The 20,607-nt window shown below is 72.2% G+C and carries 16 protein-coding genes and 2 pseudogenes; 9 read left to right on the top strand and 9 right to left on the bottom strand.

Features of this window, described 5'->3' with window-relative positions; genetic code table 11:
• Positions 1–193 (bottom strand): annotated as a pseudogene (locus SACAZDRAFT_RS23875) (ribonuclease D); the annotation flags it as partial.
• A 13-nt stretch (positions 194–206) separates the two neighbouring features.
• Positions 207–425: pseudogene (locus SACAZDRAFT_RS23870) on the bottom strand (glycosyltransferase family 1 protein); the annotation flags it as partial.
• A 40-nt stretch (positions 426–465) separates the two neighbouring features.
• Between SACAZDRAFT_RS23870 and SACAZDRAFT_RS16630 the strand changes: the two are divergent.
• Genes SACAZDRAFT_RS16630 through SACAZDRAFT_RS16620 form a run of 3 tightly spaced genes read left to right on the top strand, consistent with a single transcriptional unit; the run spans position 466 to position 5,058 of the window.
• Positions 466–1,431: a glycosyltransferase gene (locus SACAZDRAFT_RS16630; protein WP_005443607.1), complete on the top strand. Its 966-nt coding sequence runs from the start codon at positions 466–468 to the stop codon at positions 1,429–1,431.
• 29 nt (positions 1,432–1,460) lie between these two features.
• Positions 1,461–3,983 (top strand): glycosyltransferase, encoded by a 2,523-nt coding sequence (locus SACAZDRAFT_RS16625; protein ID WP_005443606.1) that lies wholly within the window; start codon positions 1,461–1,463, stop codon positions 3,981–3,983.
• The gene (locus SACAZDRAFT_RS16620) at positions 3,976–5,058 is read left to right on the top strand and encodes a glycosyltransferase family 4 protein (protein ID WP_176662474.1); all 1,083 of its coding nucleotides are present in this window, start codon (positions 3,976–3,978) and stop codon (positions 5,056–5,058) included. Before SACAZDRAFT_RS16625 ends, SACAZDRAFT_RS16620 begins: the two co-directional genes overlap by 8 nt.
• Here SACAZDRAFT_RS16620 and rfbD read toward each other — a convergent pair.
• Both rfbD and rfbB read right to left on the bottom strand, forming a co-directional pair.
• Complete coding sequence (rfbD, locus tag SACAZDRAFT_RS16615) at positions 5,034–5,975, bottom strand: dTDP-4-dehydrorhamnose reductase (RefSeq protein ID WP_005443602.1); 942 nt, start codon at positions 5,973–5,975, stop codon at positions 5,034–5,036. The two genes, SACAZDRAFT_RS16620 and rfbD, sit on opposite strands and share 25 nt — an antisense overlap.
• A gap of 64 nt (positions 5,976–6,039) precedes the next feature.
• Complete coding sequence (gene rfbB, locus SACAZDRAFT_RS16610; RefSeq protein ID WP_005443601.1) at positions 6,040–7,032, bottom strand: dTDP-glucose 4,6-dehydratase; 993 nt, start codon at positions 7,030–7,032, stop codon at positions 6,040–6,042.
• A gap of 156 nt (positions 7,033–7,188) precedes the next feature.
• Between rfbB and SACAZDRAFT_RS16605 the strand changes: the two genes are divergently transcribed.
• The 3 genes from SACAZDRAFT_RS16605 to SACAZDRAFT_RS16595 all read left to right on the top strand — a co-directional run bounded on the left by SACAZDRAFT_RS16605 (position 7,189) and on the right by SACAZDRAFT_RS16595 (position 11,223).
• Positions 7,189–8,790 (top strand): LCP family protein, encoded by a 1,602-nt coding sequence (locus tag SACAZDRAFT_RS16605; RefSeq protein ID WP_005443600.1) that lies wholly within the window; start codon positions 7,189–7,191, stop codon positions 8,788–8,790.
• Positions 8,791–8,833: 43 nt separating this feature from the next.
• Positions 8,834–10,357, top strand: a complete 1,524-nt coding sequence (locus SACAZDRAFT_RS16600) for an LCP family protein (RefSeq protein ID WP_005443599.1) — start codon at positions 8,834–8,836, stop codon at positions 10,355–10,357.
• Between the two features lie 152 nt (positions 10,358–10,509).
• The gene (locus tag SACAZDRAFT_RS16595; RefSeq protein ID WP_005443598.1) at positions 10,510–11,223 is read left to right on the top strand and encodes a TIGR03089 family protein; all 714 of its coding nucleotides are present in this window, start codon (positions 10,510–10,512) and stop codon (positions 11,221–11,223) included.
• Between the two features lie 7 nt (positions 11,224–11,230).
• On the opposite strand, the gene SACAZDRAFT_RS16590 is transcribed toward SACAZDRAFT_RS16595, so the two are convergent.
• Positions 11,231–11,734 (bottom strand): GNAT family N-acetyltransferase, encoded by a 504-nt coding sequence (locus SACAZDRAFT_RS16590; RefSeq protein WP_005447674.1) that lies wholly within the window; start codon positions 11,732–11,734, stop codon positions 11,231–11,233.
• 142 nt (positions 11,735–11,876) lie between these two features.
• On the opposite strand from SACAZDRAFT_RS16590, the gene SACAZDRAFT_RS16585 reads away from it, so the two are divergent.
• Positions 11,877–13,523, top strand: coding sequence for a class I adenylate-forming enzyme family protein (locus tag SACAZDRAFT_RS16585; RefSeq protein WP_005443593.1), 1,647 nt, complete (start codon positions 11,877–11,879; stop codon positions 13,521–13,523).
• A gap of 15 nt (positions 13,524–13,538) precedes the next feature.
• Here SACAZDRAFT_RS16585 and purE read toward each other — a convergent pair whose 3' ends face one another.
• From purE to SACAZDRAFT_RS16570, 3 genes are all read right to left on the bottom strand, one after another.
• On the bottom strand, positions 13,539–14,045 hold the full coding sequence (gene purE, locus SACAZDRAFT_RS16580) for a 5-(carboxyamino)imidazole ribonucleotide mutase (protein ID WP_005443592.1): 507 nt from the start codon (positions 14,043–14,045) through the stop codon (positions 13,539–13,541).
• A gap of 64 nt (positions 14,046–14,109) precedes the next feature.
• Positions 14,110–15,291 carry a 5-(carboxyamino)imidazole ribonucleotide synthase gene (locus SACAZDRAFT_RS16575; RefSeq protein ID WP_040927800.1) on the bottom strand — a complete coding sequence of 394 codons (1,182 nt, stop codon included), beginning with the start codon at positions 15,289–15,291 and terminating at the stop codon, positions 14,110–14,112.
• A gap of 35 nt (positions 15,292–15,326) precedes the next feature.
• Positions 15,327–16,667 (bottom strand): glycosyltransferase 87 family protein, encoded by a 1,341-nt coding sequence (locus SACAZDRAFT_RS16570; RefSeq protein ID WP_005443590.1) that lies wholly within the window; start codon positions 16,665–16,667, stop codon positions 15,327–15,329.
• A 237-nt stretch (positions 16,668–16,904) separates the two neighbouring features.
• Between SACAZDRAFT_RS16570 and SACAZDRAFT_RS16565 the strand changes: the two genes are divergently transcribed.
• Both SACAZDRAFT_RS16565 and SACAZDRAFT_RS16560 read left to right on the top strand, forming a co-directional pair.
• Positions 16,905–19,226 carry a sigma-70 family RNA polymerase sigma factor gene (locus tag SACAZDRAFT_RS16565; RefSeq protein WP_005443589.1) on the top strand — a complete coding sequence of 774 codons (2,322 nt, stop codon included), beginning with the start codon at positions 16,905–16,907 and terminating at the stop codon, positions 19,224–19,226.
• A 10-nt stretch (positions 19,227–19,236) separates the two neighbouring features.
• Positions 19,237–19,779: a GtrA family protein gene (locus tag SACAZDRAFT_RS16560; RefSeq protein WP_005443588.1), complete on the top strand. Its 543-nt coding sequence runs from the start codon at positions 19,237–19,239 to the stop codon at positions 19,777–19,779.
• A gap of 20 nt (positions 19,780–19,799) precedes the next feature.
• Here the strand turns inward: SACAZDRAFT_RS16560 and SACAZDRAFT_RS16555 are convergent.
• On the bottom strand, positions 19,800–20,607 hold an 808-nt coding region (locus tag SACAZDRAFT_RS16555; protein WP_005443587.1), incomplete at its 5' end, for a sensor histidine kinase.

The following is a 20,607-nucleotide window of genomic DNA, read 5'->3' as shown; positions in this document are numbered from 1 at the left end:
TCGGCCAGTAGCGGTAGCCGGAGGCACGTTCGGTGTCCACGGCGAGCGCGCCGCTGCCCTCGGCCAGTCGTGCACATGCCGCGCGCAACGTGGCTGGGTCGGCGATCACATCGGGTGTGCCGTCGGCCGGTTCCGTCAACGGAAGAGGTGCAGAGTCCTCCGGCGGGCCGGAGCCTTGATCTGCGTTGTCCACGTTTGTGAACCCTCGCCACGAGCGCCCTCGGCGGAAGCGGCAGCACGCGGGGACCCGCCACCCCGTCGATCCGGGCGGCCTCGACGTCGGCGTGCCGGGAGACGACACCGGACACGGTCCAGCCGGGTGGCGCGGTGTCGGCGAGCGCGCGCAGTAGTTGCGCGGTGTAGCGCCCGGTGCCGCCCGGCACTTCAGCGAGCAGCTGCTCGGCGATCACCACGAGTTCCGGCACGCGGCCATTCTGCCGCCGTCGCGCGGGCTATCCTGCCCCGGTGCCGACCAGCGCCCCGCCGCCCGGCGCCGTCACCACCGTGGTCGTGGTGACCTGGCGCGGAGCGGACCACGTCACCGACTGCCTGGACGGCCTCGCGGCGCAGGATCGTCCACATCGCACGCTCGTGGTCGACAACGCGTCCGACGACGGCACGGCGGCGCTGCTCGCCCGGCACCCGAGTCGTCCGCGCGTGATCCGCCTGCGCCGCAACGCCGGCTACGCGGGCGGGCTCGCCGCGGCCCTCGCGCACGTGGAGACGCCGCTGGTGGCCTGGCTCAACGACGACGCCGTCCCCGCCCCCGGCTGGCTGGGCGCGCTGGAGGACACGCTGGCGGGCGACGCCCGGCTCGGCGCGGTCGGCTCCGTCCTCCGCCTCCCCGACGGCAGCGTCCAGTCGGCGGGCGTGCGGCTGACCGCCGACGGGCACGGCGCCGACGCGACCGCGCTGCCCCCGGAGCACCGCCCGTTCGGCTTCTGCGGGGGCGCGGTGCTGCTCCGTACCGAGACACTGCGCCGCGTCGGGGGCGTGCCCGCCGACTTCTTCTGCTACTACGAGGACACCGACACCGCGTGGCGGCTGCGGTTGGCGGGCAGCGACATCGCCGTCTGCCCGGACGCGGTGGTGAGCCACCGGCACGGGGCGAGCAGTCGTCCCGGTTCCCCGCTGTTCCACCGTTGGAACGAGCGCAACCGCCTGCTGATGCTGCTGCGGTGCGCACCCGCGGCGGTGGCTGCCCGGGAGCTCGCCCGGTTCGCGACGCTCACCGCCGTGCTGACGCTGCGGCGGGCGCGGCGCGCAGGCCCGGCCGTGCCCGAGGCCGCGAACTTCCGCGTGTCCCTGCGCTGCCGGGTCCTGGCCGACGTCGCCGCACGGCTGGCCTCGACGCTGCGGCAACGCGCTGAAGTGCGACGAGGGAGCGTGCGAAGCCGAGGTGACGTCTGGCGCCGGTGGGCCGGGCAGTAGTCTGGCGCCGCGGGGAAGGGAGCTTCGTGGTGGCCCAGGGGGAAACGGCGCGGAACACACAACCGCTGGTCTCGGTCGTCGTCGTGAACTATCGAGGCGCCGACGACACCATCGCGTGTCTGCGCGCGCTCGCCGAGCTCGACTACCCGCGGCTGGAGATCGTCTGCGTCGACAACGCCTCGCCGGGCGACGACGCCGACCGCATCCAGGCGGCCGTCCCCGCCGCACGCGTCGTCGACTCCGACCGCAACCTCGGCTTCGCCGGAGGCTGCAACCTGGGGGCGCGCCACGCGACGGGCACGGTGCTGGCCTTCCTGAACAACGACGCCCGCCCGCACGCCCGCTGGGTCGACGCCGCCGTGGACGCGCTGCGCGCCGACCCCACCGTCGCCGCCGTCGCGAGCAAGGTTCTCGACCTCGACGGGGAGCGCGCCGACTTCGTGGACGGCGGACTGACCTGGTTCGGCATGGGCTACAAGCGGCACGCCGACACCCCGCTGGCGGAGCTGCCGGAGGCCGAGCACGACGTCGCCAAGGACGTGCTGTTCGCCACCGGCTCGGCCATGTTCGTCCGCGCGAGCGTGTTCGCCGAGCTCGGTGGTTTCGACGACGACTTCTTCATGTTCTACGAGGACGTCGACCTCGGGTGGCGGCTGAACCTGCGCGGCTGGCGCGTGCGGTACGTCCCCACGTCCATCGCCTACCACCGGCACCACGGGACGATGTCCGCCGTGGACAGCCCGGACAGTGGCCGGGAGACGTTCCTGCTGGAACGCAACGCCCTGTGCGCGCTCTACAAGAACCTGTCGGACGAGACGCTGGCCTCGGTACTGCCGGCCGCGCTGGCGCTGACCGTGCGGCGCGCCACCGCCCGCGGTGAGCTCGACCCGACGCAGCTCGACCTGGCATCCGGTGTGGGCCCGCCCGAGACCTCCCCGGTCCCGGTGTCGCGGGGCGCGCTGGCCGGGATGCTGGCCGTCGACGCGTTCGTGGAGCGGTTGCCGTCGCTGCAACGCTCGCGCGCCGAGGAACAGGCCAAGCGCGTCCGCACCGACGCCGACCTGCTGCCGCTGCTGCGCAAGGCCCTCGAACCGGCGTACCCCCTGCCGCGCTACCTCGCGGCCCACGACATCCTCACCGAGGTCTTCGGCATCGAGAAGACGTTCGGCACACGCCGCACGATCTGCGTCGTCACCGGCGACACGCTGACCAAGCGCATGGCGGGTCCCGCGATCCGCGCCTGGAACATCGCCGCCGTACTGGCGGCCGAACACGACGTCCGGCTGGTGAGCGTCAACCCGGTCGTCGACCCGCCGCCCGCGCCGTTCACCGTGACGGCCGCGAGCAGGCGCGACCTCGCCCACCACATCGCCTGGGCCGACATCGTGGTGCTCCAGGGACACGTGCTGGAACTCGCTCCCTCGCTCAAGCGCGAGTACGCCCACAAGATCGTGGTCTGCGACGTCTACGACCCCATGCACCTGGAGCTGCTCGAACAGGGCAAGGACGCCGCCGACGACCGGCGTGAGGCCGACCTCGCCGGCGTCACCCGGGTCCTCGACGCGCAGTTGGAGCGAGGCGACTTCTTCCTGTGCGCCTCCGAGCGGCAACGGCACTTCTGGCTCGGCCACCTCACGGCACTCGGCAGGCTGTCGCCCCAGCTCTACGACGCCGACCCCACCACGCGGTCCCTGCTCGCGGTGGTGCCGTTCGGCCTGTCGCCCGAGCCGCCCCGACGCACCGGGCCGGGGCTGCGGTCCACCCTCGGCCTGTCCGCCGGCGACCGCGTGGTGCTGTGGGCCGGTGGCGTGTACAGCTGGTTCGACCCGCTCACGCTCGTGCGCGCCTTCGGAACGCTGAAGGAGAGCCGCCCCGACGCGCGGCTGGTGTTCCTCGGCATGAAGCACCCGAACCCGGAGGTCGGCGAGATGGACATCGCCGCCCGCACCCGGCGGCTCGCCGACGACCTGGAGCTCACGGGCAAGCACGTCTTCTTCAACGAGCAGTGGGTGCCCTACGACGAGCGGCAGAACTGGCTGCTCGACGCCGACTGCGGGGTCACCACGCACTACGAGCACGTCGAGACGATGTTCGCGTTCCGCACCCGGGTGCTCGACTACCTGTGGGCCGGGCTGCCCATCGTCACCACCGACGGCGACGCCTTCGCCGACCTGGTCCGCGACGAACGACTCGGCGTGGTGGTGCCCGCGGAGGATCCACAGGCGCTGGCCGAGGCGCTGGAGCGCTGCCTGTACGACACCGAGTTCGCCCAGGCCTGCCGCGAGCGGATGGTGTCGGTGGCGGAACGGTTCACCTGGCCTCACGTGCTGCGTCCCCTCGTGGAGTTCTGCCGCGACCCGAGACCCGCGGCCGACCGGCTCCCCGGCGCCGACCACCTCGCCCCGGCACCGCGCCCGGGCAGGGTGGAGCTCGTGCGCCGCGACCTGGACCTGGTGCGGTCGTATCTCGCCGACGGCGGCCCCACCGAACTCGCCCGCCGTGCCGTGGGCCGGGTCCGCAAGATCGCGCGCCAGGGACTCCGCCGTGGCTAGGCGGTTGCGGGTGCTGCTCGACGGCACCCCGCTGCTCGGCAACCGCACCGGCATCGGCCGCTACACGGCCTCGCTGTCGGAGGCTCTCGCCTCGGAATCCAACGTGGACACCCGAGCGGTGGCGTTCACGTTGCGCGGGTGGCGTGGGCTGCGGTCGTCACTGCCCCACGGAGTGCGGGCCCGGGGTCTACCCGTCGCCGCACGCCTGCTGCGGGCGAGCTGGCTGCGGTCGGACTTCCCACCCGTCGAGGCGTTCGCCGGGCGCGCGGACGTCGTGCACGGCACCAACTTCGTCCTGCCGGCCACGCTGCGCGCCGCCCAGGTGCTCACCATCCACGACCTGGCGTTCCTCGACGCTCCCGAAGAGCTCGCCCCAAGCGACCGGGAACTTCCGGCACTCGTGCGCCGTGGCGCGGTGCGGGCCGACGTCATCTGCACTCCCACCGCGGCCGTGGCCGATGCGGTGGCCGAACGCCTCGACGTCGACCGCGACAAGATCGAGGTGACCCCGCTCGGAGTGGACGCCGGCTGGTTCACCGGGCGGCCACCCACGGAGGACCGGCGGACCGAGCTCGGCCTGCCGGAGAAGTACCTGCTGTTCGCGGGCGCGTCCGGCCCGCGCAAGGGCCTCGACTGGCTTCTGCGCGCCCACGAGTCCGATCCCGCACTCCCACCGCTGGTCTTCGCGGGCCCGGGTCGCTTCCCCCACACCTCGCGCACGAGACACGTCGGCTATCTCTCCGACGTGGACCTCCAACGCGTCGTGGCGGGGGCGTCGGCACTCGTGCTCCCGTCCCGCGACGAGGGCTTCGGGCTGCCGGTCCTCGAAGCGATGGCGTGCGACGTCCCGGTGGTGTGCACCGACGTCCCGACGCTGCGCGAGGTGTCGGGGGGCTTCGCCACGCTCGTGCCGTACGGCGAGGTCGACGCGCTGGCCGCCGCCCTTCGGCAGGCCGTCGCGCCACCGCCCGCGGCCTCGGCGTCCGCGACCCGGAGGGCCCACGCGGCGAGCTTCACGTGGCGCCGGTGCGCCGAGACCACGCTGAAGGCCTACCGGCGGGCCGTGGGGTCCTGAGCCCGGATCTCGGCGAAGAACGCGGCCAGCGCCTCCTGCCACGAGCGCAGCGGGGTCAGTCCCGCCTCCCTCCACGACGCGGAGGACAGGACCGAGTACGCGGGGCGGGGCGCCGGACGCGGGAAGTCCTCGGTCGTGCACGGCCGTACCCGTTCCGGGTCGGCCCCGAGCGCGGCGAACACCGCGCGAGCCAGCCCGAACCACGTGGTCTCGCCCGCGTTGGTGCAGTGCAGCACCGTCGACTGTGGAGCGTCGCCCGAGGTGATCCGCTCGGCGAGCTCCAACAGCCCGCGCGCCAGATCCGCGGAATACGTGGGACTTCCCACCTGGTCGTCCACAACGGACAGCGTCTCGCGGCGGGACTCCAGGTCCATCATCGTCTTGACGAAGTTGGCCCCGGACGCGCCGTACACCCACGACGTGCGCACCACCCAGGCGCGGGCCCCCGAACCGAGGACGGCGTCCTCCCCCGCCGCCTTCGTGCGGCCGTACGCGCTGCGCGGCGCAAGCGGGTCGCCGGGCTCGTACGGCCGGTCGCCGTCGCCACCGAACACGTAGTCGGTGGACACGTGCACCAGAGGAACGCCACGCGACGAGCACACGGCCGCGAGCATGCGCGGACCGTCGGCGTTCACCGCGAACGCCGCCCCCTCGTTCTCCTCCGCGGCGTCCACCGCCGTGTACGCGGCGGCGTTGACGACCACCGCGCGCCGCCCGCTCTGCGCCGCCCCGGCAGCGAGGTCGCTGACCGCCTCCACGACCGCGCCGGGCTCGGTGACGTCCAGCTCGGCCGAGCCGGGAGCGACGACCTCGACACGGTCGCCGAGCTCGTCGGCCAACGCCGCCAGGTCACGCCCCAGCTGCCCGGTCCCACCGGGAACCAACACCGCCAGGCCCGCGCCGTCCGCTCGACTCATCGCCACTCCCCACTTCGTCTCGGCTCCGTCGCCGACCGGTCGTTCCCGTCGTGCGGCGTGCGACTCACCCGGCGGCCAGCGCGGCGCGCTCCTTGAGCGGCTCCCACCACTGCCGGTTCTCCGCATACCAGCGCACAGTGTCGGCGAGACCGGCGTCGAAATCCACCTCCGGGCGGTATCCGAGTTCGGTGCTGATCTTCGTGATGTCCACCGAGTACCGACGGTCGTGCCCCTTGCGGTCCTCGACCGGCTCCACCATCTCCCACCCCACACCGACCGCCGAGAGCAGCCGTTCGGTGAGCTCGCGGTTGGTCAGTTCCGTGCCGCCGCCGATGTTGTAGATCTCTCCCGGACGACCGTGGTCGGCCACGAGCTGGATGCCGCGACAGTGATCGTCCACGTGCAACCAGTCACGGACGTTCAACCCGTCGCCGTACAGCGGAACCGGCTTGCCGTCGATCAGGTTCGTGACGAACAGCGGGACGACCTTCTCGGGGAACTGGTACGGACCGTAGTTGTTCGAGCACCGCGTGATGCACACCGGCAGTCCGTACGTCCGGTGGAACGAGCGGGCGATGAGGTCGGACGACGCCTTGGACGCCGAGTACGGCGAGTTGGGCTCCAGTGGATGGTCCTCGGTCCACGAACCCTCGTCGATCGACCCGTACACCTCGTCGGTCGACACGTGCACGAACTTGCCGACCCCCGCGTCCAGCGCCGCCTGCAACAACGTCTGCGTGCCGAGCACGTTGGTGAGCACGAAATCGGCGGACCCGAGGATCGATCGGTCCACATGCGACTCCGCGGCGAAGTGCACCACCAGGTCCACCCCGGCCATCACCTCGGTCACCACCGACGGATCGCAGATGTCACCACGCACGAACCGCAACCGGGGACTGTCGGCGACGGGATCGAGGTTCGTCCGGCTCCCCGCGTACGTCAGCTTGTCGAGGACGACGACCTCCGCGTCGCTCACCGCCGCGTACTCCCCGAACAGAACCTGCCGTACGTAATGCGACCCGATGAAACCCGCGCCACCCGTAACCAGTACTCGCATCGCGTCCTCCCACGCCTACTCCCGTCCGCAGTCTGCCACGCGAGCGGGCGCGACCGAACACAACGTGGAAGCAACGTTTTCGATCTCGACGACGTCTTCGTGTACAAGGCGCCAGTACTCTGTGCGCCGGACGACACCACTGGGGAGGAAACTCACGTGACCGACGGTGCGCAAGATGAGGTCGATGCGCCGGTGGCACGACGACGGTCCCGGGTCGGCACCATCGGCCTCGTCGGCGGCCGCACGCTGCTCTCCCTGCTGTCCGTGGTGGTCCTCGTGCTCACCGCCTACGGGTGGCAGGTGATCGGGTCCGTCCAGTCGAACATGACGACCACCGACGTGTTCGACGTCGAGGCGGGCGCACCCCCGCTCGACGGGGCCGTCGACATCCTCCTCGTCGGCGTCGACAGCCGCACCGACGCGCAGGGCAACCCGCTCCCCCAGGAAGTGCTCGACATGCTGCACGCGGGTGTCGAGCAGGGCGACCGGCAGACCGACACGATGATCCTCGTCCACATCCCCCAGGACGGCACGAGCGCGACCGCGATCTCCTTCCCCCGCGACTCCTGGGTGCAGGTCGCCGGCGGTTACGGTGAGAGCCGCATCAACAGCGCGTTCGCCTACGCCTACAACGACACGGTCAGCACCCTCACCGCACAGGGCGAGACCGACCAGGACGTCATCGAGGAGCAGGCCAAGGTCGCCGGTCGCAAGAACCTGATCGAGACCATCGAGACGCTCGTCGGCAGGCCCGGCATGATCGACCGCTACGCCGAGGTGAACCTCGCGAGCTTCTACGAGATCACCAAGGTGATCGGCGGCATCGAGGTGTGCCTCAACAACGCCGTCAAGGAGATCAAGTCCGGCATCGACCTGCCCGCCGGAGTCCAGACGATCGAGGGCGTGCAGGCGCTCGCCTTCGTGCGGCAGCGCGACGGGCTCCAGCGCGCGGACCTCGACCGCATCCAACGGCAGCAGGCGTTCCTGTCCGGGCTCGCGCGCAAGATCCTGTCCAAGGACATCCTGCTCAACCCGGCACGGCTGTCCGACCTCATCGGAGCCGTGCAGAAGTCGGTGGTCATCTCCAACGACTGGGACCTGCTGGAGTTCGCCAACCAGATGCGCGGGCTCACCGGCGGCAGCATCGAGTTCCACACGATGCCTGTGGTGGGCGACAAGGTGGTCGGCGCGGCCCAGGTGCTGGAGGTCGATCCACTGCAGGTGCAGGCGTTCGTCGACGAGCTGATCCCCGACGAGCGCAAGGGCGACCCCCGCATGGACCTTCCGGAGTCGGTACCGGGCTCGGAGGCGTACACCGTGGACATCTACAACGGCACGGGAGACGCCGCCATGGGCGACGCCACCCGGACACTGCTCAGCAGGCAGGGCTTCGGGGGCGAGAGCCACGCGGCGACCGACCCGCTCAACTCCACGGTGATCTACCACGCTCAGGGCGAGGAAGCCGGAGCCGACCTGCTGCTGCAGGCACTCGGTGGCGACCTCGCGGTCGAGGTCGACCCGCAGTTGCCGGGCGGCACGCTCGCCGTCCACCTGGGCGCCGACTTCGCGCTGCCCACGGACACGGACACGGGCGCGGGCACGGGCGCGCCGGAGCAGTTCCTCGCTGGCGGTCCCGCCCAGCAGCAGACCGGCGGCGAGGGGGCCGGCGACTCCACGGGCACCGACGACGGCGGTGCCGACGACGGCGAATCCGAGGATGCACCGATCACGGCCGGTGGAGTGCCCTGTGTCAACTAAGCTGACTCGCTGGTAACCAGCACGCGGGTGGAGGGGAGCCACCGTGGACGAGGGTGAAACGCGTCCTGCCGACGACGCGGCCGACACGGGCGGTGCCACGCGCGAACCGGACGCGGTCGAGGGGGCGTCCGAGCGACGGGACTCCGACGGCGACGCGGCCGACCGGCCGACAACGACGAACGAGGAGACAACGGAAGACCCGGACTCGGGGGAATCCGGCGACACCGGCCACGACACCGAAGCCACGAGAGACACCGAAGGCACCGGAGTCACTGAAGACGCTGAAGACGCTGAAGACACCGCCGACATCGCAGACACCGAAGCCGACGAGCCCGAGGCCGCCTCGCCACCCGCGGCCCCGGTCGCGCGGCGGCCGAAGCGTCGACGCGGACGTCGAGCGGCGCGGGCGTTGGTGCGCTCGGCAGTGGCACTGCTGTCGGTGGTGGCCCTCGGCGCGACGGGCTACGCGTACTCCACGCTCGACCTCCTCCAGGACAACGTCAACACCACCGACGCCCTGCGGTTGAACGAGACCCCGCCCGACGGTGACGAGCCTCCGCCGCCGCCCGAGGACGACGGAGCCACCGACATCCTGCTCGTGGGCACCGACTCGCGCACCGATATGGAAGGCCACCCGCTTCCGCCGCACGTGCTGGCGCAGTTGCGGACCGAGAGCAGCCCCGGGGTGAGCACCGACACCCTGATCCTGCTCCGCATCCCGCACGACGGGTCGTCGCCCACGGGCATCTCCATTCCCCGCGACACATGGGTGGACGTGCCGGGAGGCGGCCAGGCGAAGATCAACTCGGTGTACGGCACGACGAAGTACGAAGCCGAACGCGCGCTGCGCGGCGAGGGCGTCACCGAGCACGCCACGCTGGCGAGGGAGTCCGACCAGGCTGGGCGCGCCGCACTAGTGCGTACCGTGCAGAGGTTCACCCACGTCCGGATCGACCACTACGCCGAGGTGAACCTCCTCGGGTTCTACCTGCTCACCGAAGCGCTCGACGGCGTGCAGGTGTGCCTCAGGAACCCGACGTCCGACCCGGACTCCGGCGCGAACTTCGCGGCGGGTGTGCAGACCGTGTCCGGCGGGGAGGCGCTGTCGTTCGTCCGGCAACGCAAAGGTGTTCCGCAGGGCGACCTCGGCCGGATCCAACGACAGCAGGCGTTCTTGGCCTCGGCACTCAACAAGGTGTTGTCGGCGGGCACGCTCACCGACACCGACCGCGTGAAGAAGCTCTCCGAGACGCTGCGCAAGGCGCTGGTCCTCGACGCCGACCTCGATCTGTTGAAGTTCGCCGAGCAGACCCGCGGCATCGCGTCGGGCGACTTCTCGTTCGTGACGATCCCCGTCGTCGACATCGCCGCCTGGAGCCCCGACGGGGAGCAGAGCATCGTGCGCGTCGACGTGGAGGCGGTGCGCGAGTTCGTCGCCGACGTCGTGCCGGACGACCCCGCCGACGAGGACGAGCCCTCCGGAGGAGGCTCCGCCCCGCAGGCCCCCGCCGGCGCCGGCGCCGGCGACGAGGAGATCACGGCCGACGGCGTGACGTGCGTGAACTGACCCTCCCCCCGACATCGTGTCCGCGCCCTGCGTACGCGTGTTCGCGTCGCAGGGCGCAAACATGCGTGCCTGGAGCGCGGACACGGTGCGGGGCGGGGCAGCCGGGACGGGCGGGCTGCGGGACGGGCGCGGGCGGGCGCTAACTTGGGCGCATGAGCCTCACCGAGCACCTCCTGCGGCCCTTGTTGTCGACGTCGGCGGGTCGGCCTCTGATCACCCACTACGACGACGCCGTGGGCAGCCGGATCGAGCTCTCGGTCGCCACGCTCGCCAACTGGGCCGCCAAGACCGCCAACTGGCTCGTCGAGGAGTTCGACGTCGAGCCCGGCGACGAAGTGGCCGTGGACCTTCCGGCCCACTGGCAGACGGCGGGCGTCCTGTTCGGGGCGTGGTGGTGCGGTGCCCACGTCGTGGGTGTCGCGGACGCCTCGACGGCCGCCGTGGCCTTCGTCGGCCCCGACGCCGACGGCAGCCCGGCCCGCGACACGGCCGTCGTCGCGCTCGACCCGCTCGGCCGGGGTCTGTCCACACCTGCCGCCGACGGCACGTTCGACTACCTGAACGAGGCCCGCGCGTGCGGGGACGACTTCTCGCCGCTGCTGCCCATCGACGGCGACACCCCGGCGTTGCTGGGCACGACCTGCGACGACCTGCTGGCCCGTGCCCGCGACCGCGCCACCGCACTGGGCATCGGGGACGGCGACCGCGTGTACTCCACACGGGACTGGACACTGCCGGACGGCGTGGTGGACGCGTTGCTGGCGCCGGTCGTGGCGGGGGCCCACGTGGTGCAGGTGACCCATCCCGACCCGGCGCGCGCCCAGGCTCACCGCGACGCCGAACGCACCACCGTCGAGCTCCCCTGAGCGGGCGTCAGCGCAGGCGTTTCTCGAAGAACACCTCGGCGTAGGGCTCGTCGGTGTAGGCGGGAGCGTCCCGGTACCCGCGCGAGCGGTACAGCCGCTGCGCCTCCACCAGGTCGTGGCGGGTGTTCAGGCGGATCGCCGTCGCGCCGCGCTCGCGGGCGACGTCCTCGGCCGCGGCGAGGAGCCGGGCACCGAGGCCGCGGCCCCGCTCCGACGGCAGCACGAACATGCGGCCCAGCTGGAGGACGCCGTCGCCGAGCGGTGCCAGGCCGACACAGCCGACGGGCTCACCACCGCGCCACGCCACGAGGAACGCCCCGTCCGGCGGAGTGAGCTCGTCGCTCGGGTCCTCGGCCATCGCCGCGTCGAGTTCCGCGGGGGTGGCGGGGCGCCCGTAGTAGCGGCTCGCGACGTCGTCGAAGTACACGCGCAGCAGAGCCCTGGCCGGCGCCGAGTGCACCGCCTCCTCACGGATCTCGCGTCGGTGCGTGGCCGTCCCGTCGGTGATCACGACGTCGACCCTAGCGACCGGCACCGGCGTCGTGCGCCGCGCCCAACGCGGCGTCGTGGCGTTGGGCGTTCCGTCCCGTGCTCCTGCTCCACTCGGAGCCCGCGCCTTGTCGCCGCTCGACGCGACTTCGTACTGTCGGACGATGCCGACCGCACCTCGCCCTCCCGGACTGCCGACGTCGTTGCGCTACCCCGACGTCGGCGTGGGGTCGATCCTCGCCGGTGCCGCCGCCCGCTATCGCGACCGGGTGGCGTTCCGGCATCGCGGTGAGGAGCTGACGTTCGCCGAGCTGTGGGAGGCGGCCTGCCGCTTCGCCACCGCGCTGGCCCACCGGGGCGTGGGCCGCGGTGACGTCGTCGCCCTGCACCTGCCCAACTGCCTGGCCTTCCCGATCGCCTACTACGGCACGCTCCTCGCCGGTGGCACCGTCGGTCCGACCAATCCGCTGCTGCCGCCGCGCGCGCTGGCCGAGCAGCTCGCCGACTGCGACGCACGGGTGGTGGTCACGCACGGCGGTGTCGCCGAGTCGCTGCGCGAGGCCGACGTCGAGATCGTGGTCACGGTCGACCCGCGCGACTCCGTGTCGCTCGACTTCCACCAGGTCGTCGCCGCCGCGCCCCCGACCCGTCCGGACGTGGAGATCGACCCTCAGGCCGACCTGGCTCACATCGGTTACACGGGTGGCACCACCGGCCGGTCGAAGGGCGTGCTGCTGACCCACCGCAACGTCGTGGCGAACGCGTTGCAGTACGCCTGCTGGGGTTCGGGCGGCGTGCCGTCGCTCGACGACTCCGGCGAGGTCACCGTCACCCAGATCGGCGACGAGACCGAATGGCCGTCGCGCCTGGGCACCGGGGTGACGCTCAACCTGACGCCGTGGTTCCACGCGATGGGCCTGGGCGGTCTGAACATCGGCGTGCTCAGCGGCACGAGTGTCACCGTGCACGACCGCTTCGTGCCGCGAGATTTCGTCGCCGACGCCGAACGGCTGCGGGTCACGTCGCTGTCGGGTGCGCCCGCGCTGTACGCCGCGCTGCTGAGGTGCGAGGAGTTCCACACGGCCGACCTGTCGTCGGTGCGCGGCCTGTCGTCGGGCGCCGCGCCCATGCCGAGGTCTCGGGGCGAGGCGCTCGCCGCTCGCTTCCCGGACGCGGTGATCACCGAGGGGTACGGCCTCACCGAGGCGACGATGGGTGTGACCACCAACCCGAGCTGGCGTTCCGGCACCCGCAAGGTCGGCACGGTGGGGGTGCCGCTGTTCGACACCGAGGTGCGCATCGTGCCGGTCGGCGGCGATCCGGAACGCGACGCGCTGCCGCCGCACACGCCCGGCGAGGTGTGTGTCCGGGGACCGCAGGTCATGCAGGGCTACCACGACCGGCCCGAGGAGACCGCGGCGGTGCTCGACCGCGGCTGGCTGCGCACGGGCGACATCGGTGTGGTCGACGACGAGGGTTTCGTGTCCATCGTCGACCGCGAGAAGGACGTCCTGCTGTACAAGGGCTACAACGTCTACCCGCGGGAACTGGAGGAACTGCTCCTCACGGTGCCCGGGGTGGCCTCCGCGGCGGTGGTCGGCCGTCCGGCCGCCGACGTCGGCGAACTGCCCGTCGCCTTCGTGGTGCGCTCCGGCGACGCCGACGCCCTCACCGCCGAGGCGATCCTGACGGCGGTCAACGAGCAGGTGCCGCCCGCCAAGCGGCTGCGGGAGGCGCACTTCGTCGACGTGATCCCCGTGTCGGCGGCGGGCAAGGTGCTGAAGCGGGAACTGCGCGACCGGCTGCGCTGAGACCCGCCTGCGTCGTCACCGGCTCTCGGAGACCCGCTGCCGCAGCGCGGCGTCCTTGTCGAGCACCAGCGTTTCGAGGTCGTCCTGAAACCGCTCCATCCGTGCCCGCAGGGCGGGGTCGGAGGCGGCCAGCATGCGCACCGCGAGCAGCCCCGCGTTGCGTGCCCCGCCGACCGAGACCGTGGCCACGGGCACACCCGCGGGCATCTGCACGATCGACAGCAGCGAGTCCAGCCCGTCGAGGTACTTCAGCGGCACGGGAACCCCGATCACCGGCAGCGGCGTCGCGGCGGCGACCATGCCCGGCAGGTGCGCGGCCCCACCGGCACCCGCGATGATCGCCTTGAGCCCACGCCTCGCGGCGGACCGCGCGTAGTCCAGCATCCGCTGGGGCGTGCGGTGTGCGGAGTAGACCCCGACCTCGTACGGCACGTCGAAGTCGTCGAGTGCCGTGGCGGCGGCCTCCAGCACCGGCCAGTCGGAGTCGCTGCCCATGATGAGGCCGACGGCGGGGGTACTCACGTGGTGCTCCTTCTGCTGCGGGGACGAAGAACACGGGAGGGTTCTGCCGACCCTCTCCGGGACGTCAGTGGACCTGGTAGCCGTCGAGCCATTCGGCGTGCGACAGCCAGCGCGCGGACAACCGGGCTCGCTGCCGGGTCTCGTCGTCGATCGGGCCGAGCACGTTGACGTGGCCGAGCTTGCGCCCGGGCCGCTCGCCCTTGCCGTAGAGGTGGACCCGGACGTCCGGGAACCGCGCGAAGAGGTGGTGCAGCCGCTCGTCGGGGCTCATCTTCGGCGTCTCGGGTGCCCCGAGCACGTTGGCCATCACGGTGGGCGAGAGCAGTTCGGTGAGGCCGAGCGGATAGTCCAGCACCGCGCGCACGTGTTGCTCGAACTGCGAGGTGCGCGCACCGTCCATGGTCCAGTGGCCGGAGTTGTGGGGCCGCATGGCCAGCTCGTTGACCAGCAGCCCGGAGTCGGTGTCGAACAGCTCCACGGCCAGCACACCCACGACGTCGAGTTCGTCGGCGATGCGCAGGGCGAGCTCCTGCGCCTGGTGGGTCTTCGCGGCGGTGAGGTTCGGCGCGGGCGCCAGCACCTCGGTGTTGATGCCGTCGCGCTGCACCGTCTCCACGACCGGCCACGCCGACCCCTGCCCGTAGGGCGAGCGCGCGACGAGCGCCGCCAGCTCCCGGCGCATGGTGACCTTCTCCTCCACGAGCAACGGCGTGCCCGCGTCGAGGAGCTCGGGCACCAGCGAGCGCGCCTCGTCCGCCGAGTCCACCATCCACACGCCGCGGCCGTCGTATCCGCCGCTCGCGGCCTTGAGGACCACGGGCCAGGAGTGGGAGTCGCCGAACGCGCACACGTCGTCGGGGTCGGTGACCTCGGTGAACGCCGGACCCGGCAGGCCGTGCGCGGCGAGCCGCTCGCGCATGAGCAGCTTGTTCTGCGCGAACGCGAGCGCCGACGGCCCCGGCCTCAGCACGACGCCCTCCGCTTCCAGGGTGCGCAGGTGTTCGCCGGGCACGTGTTCGTGGTCGAACGTCACCGCGTCGACGGTGCCCGCGAAGGCGCGCAGCGCCTCCAGGTCGGTGTGGTGTCCCTGAACGACGTCGCCCGCCACGAGGCCGGCGGACTCGTTCTCACCGGCCGCGAGCACACGCAGCGACAGTCCGAGGGAAATGGCAGCCTGGTGAGTCATCCGGGCGAGCTGGCCGCCACCCACCATGCCCACGACGGGCAGTCCTGTTCGGGAGTCCATGGTGCGTCCAGCCTAAGGGGGGCCCGCTCGGCGACTCAGCCCGGCCGGGACGACCGGTCGGCCGGCGTGGCGGGCCGAGGTTCGCCGTCGGCAGCGCGACGGCGCAGCCACCAGCGGGCACCCAACGTCACGGCCAGCGCCACCGGCACGAGCAGGTAGGCACTGCCGAGGACGAACTGCCAGAACTCCCAGTGCAGTTCGAGGTTGCGACCGTTGGGCAGCACCAGCAGCACGCAGCTGACGAACACGACGATGACCGAGGCCGCCAGCACCCAGCGCCGCCACGCCGTCGCGGGTGTGGTCTCCGGCAGGCGGGCCACCAGCACGACGATCAACGGGACCGCCCACACCCAGTGGTGCGACCACGACACGGGCGAGACCAGCAACGCGTAGAACGCGGTCACGAGCAGGGCGTACAGGTGCTGTCCCCGGCGATGGAAGCGCAGCATGACCCAGATCGCGAACGGCGCCAGGAGCGCACCGACGCCCAGCGCGACCGTCGACGCCCACGGCGCGAGGTCGGTGACGCGGTTGGCGAGGCCGTTCAGCGACTGGTTGCCCGCCCAGTGCATGGGCCCGATGCGTCCCTGGTTGAACACGGTGTGGGTCCAGAAGCGCAGCGCGTCGGACGGGGCGATCACGAACATCAGCGCCTGGAGGCCGACGAAGGTGCCGAACGCCCTCGCGGCGTCCCACTTGCGGCCGGTGAACAGCAGGTGCGGGATGAAGATCAATGGAGTGAGCTTGACGGCGGCGGCGATCCCGACGAGCACCCCGCCCCAGCGGCTGTCCCTGCGGCACACCACCAGCACGTCCACGACGACCAGCGCCATCAGGATGATGTTGATCTGGCCGAGGAAGATCGTGCGCCACACGGGCTCCAGCCCGAAGAAGACGATCGTGAAGATGAGCGTCGCGCGGGCGGGTGAGGCCCAACGCGGCAGGTCCTCCCGCAGCCGCGGCAGCGCCGCGATGGTCACCCGCACCACCAGCGCGAGCGCCAGGAACGACACGGCGGACACCACGCCCCACGCGACCTGCACGGGGAAGAACGCGAGCGGCGCGAACAACAGCGCCGCCGCGGGCGGATAGGTGAAGGGCAGCAGCGCCCACCACGGCTCGGAGCCAAGCGTGTTGCCCGCGTACAGCGGATCACCCTGCAGCAGCGTCAGGGCGCCGGCGCGGTAGACGGCGCTGTCGACTCCCAGCCGCCAGTCGAAGAGCCAGCCGAGGACACCCCCGACGATCGCGAGCACGGGCAGCAACGCCAGCAGTGCCACCGAACGGGGACGGACCGACAGCCTCGCCAGCGACGCCCGCAGCGACAGGCGGGGCTCCTCCCGGGCGGGTACCTCGGAACCGGTGGTGGTGGACATCGGGCGCGTCACCACTCGTCACACATCGACTGCCTCACGATGACAAGGAAATCACGAAACGACATCGCCGAGGCCGCCAGCCCCGACCGGCCCCCTGAACCCTTCGTCGTCATCCGATGGAATGACGCCGGGTGTCGGGCTTCCGGGACTGCCCGACCCAAGGCATGCTGCCCTGTGGCGAGTCGGCACACTGACCGCGACCGCACCCGAGGTTTTCCCGCGAGAGGAAGGACTGCCGTGACCACCGACTCCGGGGGTCCGCACGCCCGCGGCGACGCCGATCTCATCGCGTCGGTCCGCGCGGGCCGGATCGAGGAGTACGGCGCGCTCTACGAACGCCACGTGGCCGCCGCCACCCGGCTGGCCCGGCAGTTGTGCCGCAGCGCCGCCGACGCCGACGACGTGGTGGCGGAGTCGTTCGCGAAGGTCCTCGACGTGTTGCGCGACGGCAAGGGACCCGACCACGCCTTCCGCGCGTACCTGCTGACCACGGTGCGGCACACGGCGTACGCCAGGGCGAGGGCGGCGAGCCGTGTCCGCCCCACCGACGACGTCTCAGCCGTCTCAGCCGTCTCAGCCGTCGCGGGCGAGACGGGCACGACCACCTTCACCGACCCCGCGGTGGAGGACCTCGAACGCAGCCTCGTGACCCGCGCCTTCCACCGGCTGCCCGAACGCTGGCAGACCGTCCTGTGGCACACCGTGATCGAGCAGCAGCCGCCGTCCGAGGTCGCACCGCTGCTGGGGATGTCGCCCAGCGCCGTGTCCTCGCTGGCCTACCGCGCTCGCGCGGGACTGCGGCAGGAGTACCTCCAGGCCCACCTGGCCGACACGTCGTCACCACGGTGCCGGGCGACAGCGACAAAGCTCGGCGCGTGGACACGCGACGGGCTCTCCCTGCGGGAGCGCGCCCAGGTGGAACACCACCTCGACCACTGCGCCCGCTGCCGGGCGCTGGCCGACGAGCTCGCCGACGTCAACGGTTCCCTGCGTGGGGTCGTGGCCTTCCTCGTGCTGGGCAGCGCCGCCCTCGGCTACCTCTCCGGCGGCGACCAGCCCGCCGCCGCGGCGGCGACCCTCACCACGACCGGGGACGTCACGACCTCGGCGGGCACGTCCCGGCCCGCCGAGGCGGGTCCTCGGCAGTTCCTGGGCGTCGCCGTGTCGGGTGTCGCGCTCGCCACCGCCGTCGCCGTGGCACTGGCCGCGGGGGGCGTGAGTGGTGGTCCCGTGGCGTTCCGGCCGCAGGCCGACGACGGTTCGCAGTCACCCGGCACGTCCGTGCCGAGCGACCCGGCTCCGACGACGGAGAACCCGCCCTCGGAACCGCCGCTTCCGACGCTCCCGGTGCCGCAACCGAGGCCGGACTCGTACCAGCCGTCCGTTCCGCCCACACTGCCCCCGCCGCCGCTGACCCTCGACCCGCCCGCCTCGCCGGTCCTCCCGCCCGGGGAGGACACCCCCGAACCACCTCCGGACGAGGAACCCGGCGACGGGAACCCGGTCCCGAAACCGCAGCGGCCCGCGTCCCCGCCCAAGGTCACGGCGTCCTCCCCCGACGACGGTGTCGCACTCGACGCCGGAGGCGACCCCACCGACCTCGACGTGACCGTGCGCAACGACGGCAGCGTGCCGGCGACGTCGCCGTCCGTGGAACTGACCCTGCCCGAGGGCGTGTCGGCGATCGCGCAACCCGAGGCCGGAGGCGCCCCCGACGACACCGCCGGCACGGCGCGGGCCGACTCCGGGACGGTGGAGTCGAACGTCTCGGCTCCGGTGCCGTGCCCGGAGGGTGAGGAAACCGTCTCGTGCGAGGTCCCGGGCCGGCTCGATCCCGGCGAACGCGAGGTCCTGCGGTTCCGGGTGGCGGCCTCGCCCGAGGCCCGGTCGGGCACGGCGAGGGGCGTGGTGAAGGTCTCGGGTGCGCAGCCGGCGTCCTTCACGGTCCCCGTGACCGTGAAGCTGGACGTCGTCGATCTCGACGTCCGTGCCGTCGGCAGGCACCTGGACGTCACCGTGCGCAGCGAGGGCGTGCGCAGCGCCGACGCCGCCGTCTCCCTGGACGTCCCGGCGTGGGCGGTGCACACGTACCGGCTGACGTGCGACCGCGACGAACAGTCCCTGCGGTGTACCTCCCGGACGCCGCTGGAGCCCGGCGACACCGCGCGCCTGGGGGCACACGTCCCCCTCACCCACCGGGCGGACACGGTGACGGTGACCGCCACCCTCGGCGACGACACCGCGACCGAGACGATCGAACTCGACCCTCTGCTGCCCGGCCTGCTGTCCCACGAGTTCGCGCCGGAACGCGAGCGCCCCGCCACCGGGGACGCCGACGACCAGACCGGCTCGGCAGTACCGACCCCCTCGCCGACGACCGCACCGACGACGACTTCGGTGGCTCCCTCGGTGGCGAGCACGCCGTCGCTCGGGCCGCCCACCACCACGACGCACGCCGTTCCCGACGACGGCCACGCTCGGTCACCACTGCGTTTCCTGCTGCGGGAACGCCGCTCGCGACGCCCCGGGCTGCGCCTTCGCCCACGTCGTTCTGCGTAGACTGCGCGACGTGGCCGTTGTCGAATCCGTTCTCGCCCGCGTGCCCGAACCGCTCCGCGCCATCCTGGTGAAGCACCGGGAGCTGCTGAAGTTCGCGGTCGTCGGCGGCACGACCTTCGTCGTCGACAACGGCATCTGGTACCTGCTGAAACTCACGATCCTCGCTGCGAAACCGACGACGGCCAAGGCGATCGCGATCATGATCGCGGTGATCGTGTCGTACGTGCTGAACCGCGAGTGGTCGTTCCGCACCCGGGGCGGCCGGGAACGCGCTCACGAGGCGGCTCTGTTCTTCCTGGTCAGCGGCGTGGCGATCGTCATCAACCTCATCCCGCTGTACATGTCGCGGTACGTGTTCAACCTGGAGGTCCCCCACGTCTCGCGGTTCGTGCAGGAGGTCGCGGACTTCGCCACGGGCTCGATCATCGGCATGCTGCTCGCGATGGCGTTCCGGTTCTGGGGTTTCCGCCGGTGGGTGTTCCCGGACGAACTCGGCCGCAAGCGACGCGACCACCCCGCCGACGAGACGACCACCGCGGACGCGCCACGCTGAGTCGCGGGCCTCGTCACCGCCTATCGCGGCACGCGCTCGGCGGGCCAGCTCACGCCGCCCACGTCGCTCGGACTCGGCATCGTCAGGAACAGGCTGAACGTCGCGGGGCGTTTGACGGACAGCTCCAGCCGCCCGCCGTCGGCCTCGGCCAGAGCGCGCGCCAGGGCCAGCCCGACCCCGGTCGAGCCGCTGCCGGAGAAGCCGCGCTCGAACACGTGTGAGGCCAGGTCGTCGGGGATGCCGCTACCGCCGTCGGACACCTGCACCACGACGGTCCGGTCGGTGTTGCCCCGCCGTGCCGTCACGGACACGGTGCCCGCGCCGTGCTTGGTCGAGTTGTCGAGCAGCACGCTCAGCACTTCCCGGAGCCGTCCCGGCGTGGCCCGCGCCCACAGCCCGTCGGGGACCCGTAGCCGCAGCGATCGGTTGTGGCGCTTCAACACGGGTCGCCACTCGTCGGCGACCTCGCCCAGCAGCGCGGAGAGGTCGATCGGCTCGGCTCCCACCTCGCTCGCCGCACGAGCGGCGGCGAGCAGTTCGTCGAGCACGGCGGCCAGTCGGTCGGCCTGCTCCTGGGCCGTGCCCGCGGCGTCGGAGACGTCCGGGTCGGGATGCGTGGTCAGGGGCTCCAGCCGGAGTTGCAGCGCGGTGAGCCGGCTTCGCAGCTGGTGGGACACGTCACCGACGAGCTGCCGCTCCCGCTGCAGCAGCTGGGCGAGCGCGGTGGCGGAGGTGTCGAGCGCGTCGGCCACCATGTCGAGCTCGGCGACGTTGTACCGGCGCTGGTCGGGGCGGAAGTCACCGCCGCCCAGCCGCGCCGCGCGGTCG

The sequence above is a fragment of the Saccharomonospora azurea NA-128 genome (assembly GCF_000231055.2).
Classification (GTDB): Bacteria; Actinomycetota; Actinomycetes; order Mycobacteriales; family Pseudonocardiaceae; genus Saccharomonospora; species Saccharomonospora azurea.
Note: the sequence above shows the minus strand (reverse complement) of the source record. Positions and strands in the feature narration are given on the sequence as shown.